7 protein-coding genes and 1 pseudogene are annotated in these 7,665 nt (G+C 68.9%); 5 read left to right on the top strand and 3 right to left on the bottom strand.

Translation table 11 applies throughout. The features are described from left to right. Nucleotides 1-836 (bottom strand): annotated as a pseudogene (locus ACTWQJ_RS42235) (hypothetical protein); the annotation flags it as partial. Between the two features lie 230 nt (nucleotides 837-1,066). On the opposite strand from ACTWQJ_RS42235, the gene ACTWQJ_RS42230 reads away from it, so the two are divergent. Continuing rightward, complete coding sequence (locus ACTWQJ_RS42230) at nucleotides 1,067-1,702, top strand: DNA alkylation repair protein (RefSeq protein ID WP_443311720.1); 636 nt, start codon at nucleotides 1,067-1,069, stop codon at nucleotides 1,700-1,702. Nucleotides 1,703-2,046: 344 nt separating this feature from the next. Here the strand turns inward: ACTWQJ_RS42230 and ACTWQJ_RS42225 are convergent, their stop codons facing one another. Then, a complete protein-coding gene (locus ACTWQJ_RS42225; protein WP_443311719.1) occupies nucleotides 2,047-2,355 on the bottom strand; it encodes a hypothetical protein in 309 nt (102 codons plus the stop codon). Between the two features lie 443 nt (nucleotides 2,356-2,798). Next, nucleotides 2,799-3,182, bottom strand: coding sequence for a hypothetical protein (locus tag ACTWQJ_RS42220; protein WP_443311718.1), 384 nt, complete (start codon nucleotides 3,180-3,182; stop codon nucleotides 2,799-2,801). A gap of 89 nt (nucleotides 3,183-3,271) precedes the next feature. Between ACTWQJ_RS42220 and ACTWQJ_RS42215 the strand changes: the two genes are divergently transcribed. The 4 genes from ACTWQJ_RS42215 to ACTWQJ_RS42200 all read left to right on the top strand — a co-directional run bounded on the left by ACTWQJ_RS42215 (nucleotide 3,272) and on the right by ACTWQJ_RS42200 (nucleotide 7,448). Next, nucleotides 3,272-3,463 carry a hypothetical protein gene (locus ACTWQJ_RS42215; protein ID WP_443311717.1) on the top strand — a complete coding sequence of 64 codons (192 nt, stop codon included), beginning with the start codon at nucleotides 3,272-3,274 and terminating at the stop codon, nucleotides 3,461-3,463. A gap of 707 nt (nucleotides 3,464-4,170) precedes the next feature. Continuing rightward, on the top strand, nucleotides 4,171-6,243 hold the full coding sequence (locus tag ACTWQJ_RS42210; protein ID WP_443311716.1) for a Flp family type IVb pilin: 2,073 nt from the start codon (nucleotides 4,171-4,173) through the stop codon (nucleotides 6,241-6,243). Then, nucleotides 6,240-7,085 carry a hypothetical protein gene (locus tag ACTWQJ_RS42205; RefSeq protein WP_443311715.1) on the top strand — a complete coding sequence of 282 codons (846 nt, stop codon included), beginning with the start codon at nucleotides 6,240-6,242 and terminating at the stop codon, nucleotides 7,083-7,085. Before ACTWQJ_RS42210 ends, ACTWQJ_RS42205 begins: the two co-directional genes overlap by 4 nt. Nucleotides 7,086-7,238: 153 nt before the next feature. After that, nucleotides 7,239-7,448 carry a hypothetical protein gene (locus ACTWQJ_RS42200; RefSeq protein ID WP_443311714.1) on the top strand — a complete coding sequence of 70 codons (210 nt, stop codon included), beginning with the start codon at nucleotides 7,239-7,241 and terminating at the stop codon, nucleotides 7,446-7,448. Nucleotides 7,449-7,665 lie beyond the last annotated feature (217 nt).

The following is a 7,665-nucleotide window of genomic DNA, read 5'->3' as shown; positions in this document are numbered from 1 at the left end:
GTTACGGAGGGGTCGTTGGGACTGTCGGGGGCGGGATCCTCGGCGGAGGGGTCGTCGGACGTGGGGCCGTCGTCGGCGGGAGGGGCGTCGCCGCCGCTGCCTGGGCCGTCGTTGCCGCCATCGCTGCCGCTGTCGCCGTTGCCGTTGCCGTTGCCGTTGGTTCCGTCCCCGGCAGTGACATCACCACCCCCTTCCGGAGCCGGACACGCCGTACCGGTCACCCGGCACACCTGAGCCTGAATCCCGGTGAGGATCTGCGTACCGAGCCCGCTGACGACGAGCGCCCCGACGATGGCAACGACGACCGCGACAAGTCCCGCGTACTCCACCGCCGTCTGGCCCTCGTCCCGGCGCCAACGGATCATCCGGGCCAGGGAGAACGGACGGCGGGCAGGCCGATCGGATGCGGGAAGGCGATACCAGTCGCGACTCTCCGGCCGCGTCAGGAAGTACAGGATCAGGACAGGCAGCAGGAGTTGGGTGAACCCCCGGGCCGACCCGTCGGTGAGGTTGGACAAGGAGCCCAGAACCAGCCACGCCTGTACGGCGATCAGCCCGCCCCAGACCCACCTCCCGCCCGCCCAGGTACGCCGGGCCAGCCACCACCCGAGCACGCCGGGAGTGGCCGCGTACGCGACGTGCGCCAGCAGCCCATCATCGACCGCGTCCACGGAGGCCGCCGTGAGAAGGAGGCCGAGGCCGCCCACGACGGTGACCGCGAACAGCACATGGACGAGAACTAGAGCCGACGACAGCGGCCCGGGCATATCCCGCCGCCCACCCCGCCCCGACGGCCCCGCACCCCCGAACTCCGGCACTCCCCCGATCGAGGCCATGCCCCCGCCTCCTCAACTCAGGCCGAGCAGGGGCACATTCAGGCCCCTGCCTCACCGCCAGAGGCTAGGGAGGGGACCACCTGCGGACATGGGCCCGAGGACCCAAATCCACGCCCAATCCACAGGCACCGGGTGGGTCAGGTGGTCGGAGTAGGGTGAATCTCGCACGTGATGGACAGGAGGCTGAGGTGGCCGAGAGGACGCTGCCCGAGACGACGGTCGCCGAGGTGATGGCCGAGCTCGAGGACCCGAAGACACGCGCGGTGAACGAGAAACACGGTGACGATCACGGTGTGAACCTCAGCAAGCTGCGCGCGCTCGCGAAGCGGCTGAAGACGCAGCAGGAACTCGCGTGCCGGCTCTGGGAGACGGATGACACCGCGGCGAGACTGCTGGCGATCCTGATCTGCCGCCCGAAGGCGTTCGAACGTGACGAGTTGGACGTCATGTTGCGTGAGGCGCGCACACCCAAGGTGCACGACTGGCTCGTCAACTACGTGGTGAAGAAGAACCCGCACTCCGAAGAGCTGCGCCTGGCCTGGTCCGCCGATCCGGATCCGGTGGTCGCGAGTGCCGGCTGGGCGCTGACCACCGAACGCGTGACGAAGAAGCCCGAGGGCCTCGACCTCGCAGCACTGCTCGACGTCATCGAGGCGGAGATGAAGGACGCCCCGGATCGCCTGCAGTGGGCGATGAACCACTGCCTGGCCCAGATCGGGATCGAGCACGCCGAGCACCGCGCCCGTGCGATCGACATCGGTGAGCGCCTGGAGGTGCTCAAGGACTACCCGACTCCCCCGGGCTGCACGTCTCCCTTCGCGCCCATCTGGATCACCGAGATGGTGCGCCGACAGCACGATAGGTAGGAAGGTTCGCGCTCACCCTCGTGCCGCTACTCCCTCAGAACGCGGCACCCGATATGGCCGCTTGTAGCAGCAGATGCCGGCGGCGAGCGCAACCAGCCGCTACCGCTGGGACGCGATGAGGGGCGTCATCCGTTAGGGGTGACGCCCCTTTGGTTCTTCCCGCGGGGCAGGCACTTGGTGCGACCCTCACCGAGGCTGAGGTGATCAGATGTCAGGAAGGGGGACCGTGGAGGTCAGGTCAGTCGTATTGCTCGGAGACGTACCGGTCTGCCACAGTGCGCCCCCACGTCATCTACGAACTGCAGCATGCCCGCCTCAGACAGGTCGTCCAAGGCACGCCGGCGTCAGGAGATGTTGAGCAGGTAGTCTCCGTGAACCCACCCCGACGTGCCCGCCCAGGCGCCAGTGGTCGGGTAGACCTTCATGTAGCCGTTCTCCCAGCACTTGGCATTGGCCCTTGTGCCCTCGGTGAGGATCCCCTTGACCGTGTACGACGTGCCGGGGCCGGTGCGATAGTTCACGTTCGCCGTGGTCTTGACGACACCCCAGCTGGACCAGCAGCCGGTGCTGGCAGCGTTGGCAGTGGTCGCGGTTCCTCCGACAAGCAGGGCTGCAGTGATGCCAGCGGCGGCGAGTGTACGAAGTCGGCTCATCTGATCGCCTCTTTCTCGAAGTTGACATAGCGCAATCGGGGATGGCTGATCCCCTGCGAGTGTGCGGGCGTAGGCCGTTCCGGATCCCTCTGACACAAGGAGGTTCACGTGTTCCTGCTGTGACAGAACGGGCTTGGATTAGTCTTGCACATGACAGTGCGGGGGCTGTCGCCGCCGCTGAAGAACCGCAGGTGCGAGTCCAGTTGGAAGACCCTCTCTCTCAGAGTTGGACCCGGTGTCGGAGCAGCACCAGCAGCGGGTGAGAGCGACAACGTCCCATTCCCAGGTCGGCAGAGGCAGAAGCGTCTCGCCCTGGATCCTCCGCGCTGCCATCGGCAGGGCGACTCGTACGAACGCCAGCATGCAGACGGTCAGAAGCGCGTATCGGTATCGATCACCACGCAGCTCCTCGCCGCCACCGTTGCCTCAGTGAGGAGTTCGATTCAGGGCTCATGACTTGCGGTCGAGTCAGCACTCATTCGCTCCCATGAATTCTCACCACCCCTCAGATACGCGCCCGCTCCCTCCCTCGGCAGCACCGCCCACATCCGCCTCCCGCCGCCCGGTTCACGCGCGTCGCCGAAGCCCCAGTCGCCCTTGCAGGCGCGGACCACGCAGGCCAGGACCCGCAGGGCTGCGCGGCGGGATTCGCAGGCTGCGGCGAGGCGGGGGTGGGTGTGGCGAGGGTGATCGTCGTAGAGGACCACGCGCAGGGCGCTGTCCCGGTAGCGCAGCGATACGTACACCTCAGCTGCCGGCGCGAAACGGCAGGTGCACGCCATGAGTTCGCCCGCGGCCAGTCCCAACTCGACAAGTACCGAGCTCACTTGGACTGGATGGAGGCAGCCTCGCTCTCCTCCGCCGAGTCGCGCGACTTCATCCGCAGTATCGCCACCCACCTTTGAGGAGCCCCACGATGAGAGACATCACCTGGGAAGAGCCCTTCTGCGGCGAGGGCAACAACTGCTTCCGCATAGGCACCGACACCGAAGGCAACGCCTACATCGCCGTCGCCGGCCAGGAAGAGCACTACCTCACCGACAGCCTCAACGCCCTCCGCACCCTCATCCGGGACATCAAGGCCGGCAAGGCCGACCACCTGCTGTAGACATGACCGTCGGGGCCGCCCGCTTCTTTGCCAGTGTCGTGCTTCCGCGGCCCGCCTCAAGGGCGCTTCGCGTCGCCTGACGGCGATCGGCCTGCGGCCGCCCCTTGACTCGGTCCGTTCCAGCACGGGTGAGAAGCAAGCGAGCAGCCCGGAAAGGCGGGTGGCCGAGGCAAGCGGCCACCTCCGTCGGCTACGGAGCGGCCGGAGTTGCCGGGCGCGGTCGCGCCTCGCATGCACGCCGGGTGGGCTTAAGGCGCGGCCGAATGCCGGCCTACGCAGTTGTCCGGTCCCACAGTGTCATCGTGACGGCCGGATGAGGCGAGCCGAGGGCCAACGCCCGACACCGTGCTGCTCCCCCACGGCGCAGCTACACGCGCGGAGTAGGGCGCGATCAATGCGCGAGGCGCGATTGCGCGAGGCTGCCACCCCCTGGTTCCCAGCCTGCGCCTTCGCCGCCCGCCGGTAGAAGCTTCGCGCTCATCACTGCCCGCGCTTTGGGCTCCCCATTGGGCCCACGGACCCATGCCGCCCCGCCACTCCCTCCCTACGCTCGCCACGAGACGTTGGCGGCAGCGAACGCGGCCTTCCGCTCGGGGACTTGAGGGGGAGTGGGTATGGCGTCGGTCGGGGGAGCGGGAGGGACCGGCGGGATATCCGCAGCCAGCCCGGCAGGGCCGTCGGGTCCGTCGGGACCCGGACGCCGTGCCGTGCCAAGGCCGCTCACCCTGGCCCTGTTCCTCCTGCACACTCTCTTCGCCGTCACGGTCATCGGCGGGCTCGGCCTGCTGCTCACGGCAAGCTCGTACGACGCAGTCGACGGCGCCGTACTCGCCCTGACCGCCTACGCCGCCGCCCCCGGCACCCTCGGCTGGTGGCTGGCCCGCCGTACGCGGCAGGGCGGCGGACGGGGAACCTGGGTCGCCCTGATCGCCGTACAGGCATGGCTGATTCTCGGCTCGCTGTCCAACCTCACGAGCGGATCGGCAAGGGGCGCCACCCAGCTCCTCCTCCCCGCCCTGATCCTCTGCTTCCTCACCAGGCGCGAGAGCCGCGAGTGGTACCGCCTCCCGGACGGCGACCGCGAGGCGCACCGCCCCTTCTCCTTCGCCCGGATGATCCGCTGGCGCCGGGACGACGGGCAGACGGCGGTGGAATACGCGGGCCTGATCGCGGTCGTCGCAGCGATCACCACCGCGCTCGTCGTCAGCGGACTCGGCACGCAGATTCTCACCGGCATCCAGTCCCAGATCTGCCGCGTCACCGGCACGGCCTGCCCGGCCCCCGCGGGCGGCGACAGCCAGGTGACAGCGGAGGACGGCAACGCGGACAGGAACGCAGACCAGAACGGGGACGGCAACGGGAACGGCAAGCCGCCGACCGGCACAGACCCGAACCCCGCCGCACCCGAAGGCGGCACAGCCGACGACGCCCCACACGACCAACAGGAGAACAACGGTGGAGAGGACACAAGCAACGAAGAAGCAGGCAAGAGCGAAGAGGCCGGTGAAGACGACGACGGCTGCTTCTCCGGAGTGGGTGCCTTCTTCGGTTGTGCCGGGGATCAGCTCAAGCAGGTCGGCGAGGGCTTGTTCGTCGACGGCATATGGGGCGACCTCACCGACATGTGGGACACCGTCACCAACCCGCTGGACTCCCTGAAGGGCCTGAAGGACTACGGCGGTGTCCTTGCCGACCAGTGGAGCGAGGACGCCAAGGACGCCGGCGACAAGTGGGCGAAGGGCGACTACCTCGACGCCCTCACCGACTGGGGCGGCGCCACCCTGAATTCGGGCGGGAAGATCCTCGACGACATGTTCATCGGGGACGAGGTCCGCGACCAGTGGAACAAGGGCAACAAGACCCGCGCCGCCACCACCGTCCTGTGGAATGTCGGCTCTCTCTTCATCCCCGGCTACGGAGAGGCCAAGATCGTCCAGAAGCTGGGCAAGCTCGGGAAACTCGGCAAGCTCACCGACAAGGCCGCCGACGCCGCCGAGGACGCGAGGAAGGCAGCGAAAGCGGGCGACGCCGGGGGCGCCCGGGAGGCGGCGAAGGAGGCCGACGAGGCGGCCGACGAGGCCGAGCGCAAGGCCCGCGAATCCGGCTGCACGATCGCCGCACCGCCCCGCAGGACTCCGTACGGCGAATCGCGCACCCCCTTCGGTGGCCCCGGCACAGGCACCACCGTTCTCGCCGCGGCGTCCGCCGACGCCCGCTACGTCGTCCTCGCCGAGGACGGCTGCGACGAGGAGGCCAAGCAGCAGGCGCAGGAGGCCCGCCAGCAGGCCGACGACGCGGACAAGGCGGCGGACGAGGCCGAGCGGAAGAAGCGGCCCGCCGCCGAATGGCAGGCACGGGACGACATCGCCGGCCCGGCCCGCGGAAAGCTCCTCAAGTTCCCCAACAAGCGCCACACCATCAGCGGAGCGTCCGGTGGTCAGGTCAAGGAACGCAACACCGTGATCCTCCGGGGCAACGAGGACCAGGTCCGCGCCGACATCGAGGGCATCGCCAACGGCCGCGCCACCCTCTCCCCGGACGGCAACACCTACGAGATCAACGGCCGTACCTACGAGGTCGAGTCCAACGGCACGGTCTTCCCCAAGTCCGGCCCGGGCCTGGTCCAACTGGACCGCATCGAGTACGCGGCCCTGAAGGAGATTGCCCGCAACAAGGGCGACACCGGCGCATCGAAGCAATTGCAGCGCGACCCCAAATTCGTCAACAATCCGGAGAAGGTCGAGAAGGCGAGGCAGATCTACGACGGGACGTACAAGTGATCGCGAACCTCTTCACCGTCGCGGACCTGCCCCCGGCGCGCCTGCGCGACGCCCTGGCCGCCGCCCTGACGGTCCCGGAGGAAGCGGTCGACGTGGCGGATATCGATGACGACCAGGAGAACCGCCACTGGGACGCGCCCGCCCTGTGCACCTACAGCAGGCTTCCCCCCGGCGACCTGTCCCTCGCCCTGGACATCTCGACCGACGACAACGCCACTGTTCCGCTCACGGAACCCGCACTGGCCCGAGCCCTGGCCGCGGCAGCGGCCACCCCCGTCCTCTACCCCTCGGACATCGACCTGCCCAGCGCGTACTGGGCCGTCACCCCGGACGGATGCACCACCAGGTGCCGCCTGGAAGCGATCGACACCGAGGAGGGGGAAGCGTCGGCGTACAGGGTGGACGCGACAGAACAGCCGGTACCCCACTTCCCCGAGGCATCCGTCGGTCCCCTCCCGGAAGTCCTGGACCGCCACCCCCTCGCGACACCCGTCACCGACGCCTTCATGTCCACCCGTGCGAAGGGCCCGGCCGCGAGTACCGAGGGCCGTCTCCACTACGCACTGCACCTCTGGGAACGCCTGATCCGCCGCCTGGAGACGAACGACTGGGCCCCCTCAGGCCGCTACCGCCAGGACCTCTACCGACGCGACCTGGAGGAACGCGACGACCTGGCCCGACTGACACGAGAACTGGACCAGGCCTCCGCCGAGGCCCTCCGCGCCGCTCTGTCCTCCCTGGACGCCACCTTCCGAGCCCACACCGTCCCTGACGACGCAGCCGAACCCGAACCCGACGACCGCTGGTGGTGGCGGAGAAGCCCGGCTCAGGCCCCTTGGTGAACGAGGCCGGTCCCATGCGACGAGTGGTACGGGGCTTCTGGGGCCCCAGCAGGAGTCGGCGGAGGAGCTCGCCGTACGGTGGAGCACAACCCTGAACCGTTTCGCCGAGCTGCTCCCCGCCGCAGGTCAGACGGGTGCGGACACGGTATGGACATGGCGGACGGCCCCGCGTCCGGCCCCGCCGAGACGCTCCGCCCCGACGAGAAGTCCCTTCTCGAGGCTCTGTGCAAGGCCCAGACAGCCGAGGACTGGGCGCCCGCGAACGGCACGTCACTGCGCCTGGTGGCCGACACGGCCCCGGCTGGAAGGCGGAACTCGCCGCCCTGGCCGGCGGCACCCCGGAGTATCCCCTCCAGTCCCTGATCGCCACGATCGTCTCCCCGCACGACGCACAGCTCCCCGACACCGAACTCCTCACCTGTCGCACCCCAGCAGGCAATTGGCAGGTTTGGCTCACTGGCAGGCAGCCCCCACCTGGGCCTTCGCTCCCGCAGAGTGACCCAAAGCTGCCACTTACTGCTCCAGCGCCTGCGCCCGGCACCGGAGCACGAGGCACGGGTGATCAGGTGATCAGACAGAG

This window comes from Streptomyces sp. KR55, assembly GCF_052245645.1.
Classification (GTDB): Bacteria; Actinomycetota; Actinomycetes; order Streptomycetales; family Streptomycetaceae; genus Streptomyces; species Streptomyces flavusporus.
Note: the sequence above shows the minus strand (reverse complement) of the source record. Positions and strands in the feature narration are given on the sequence as shown.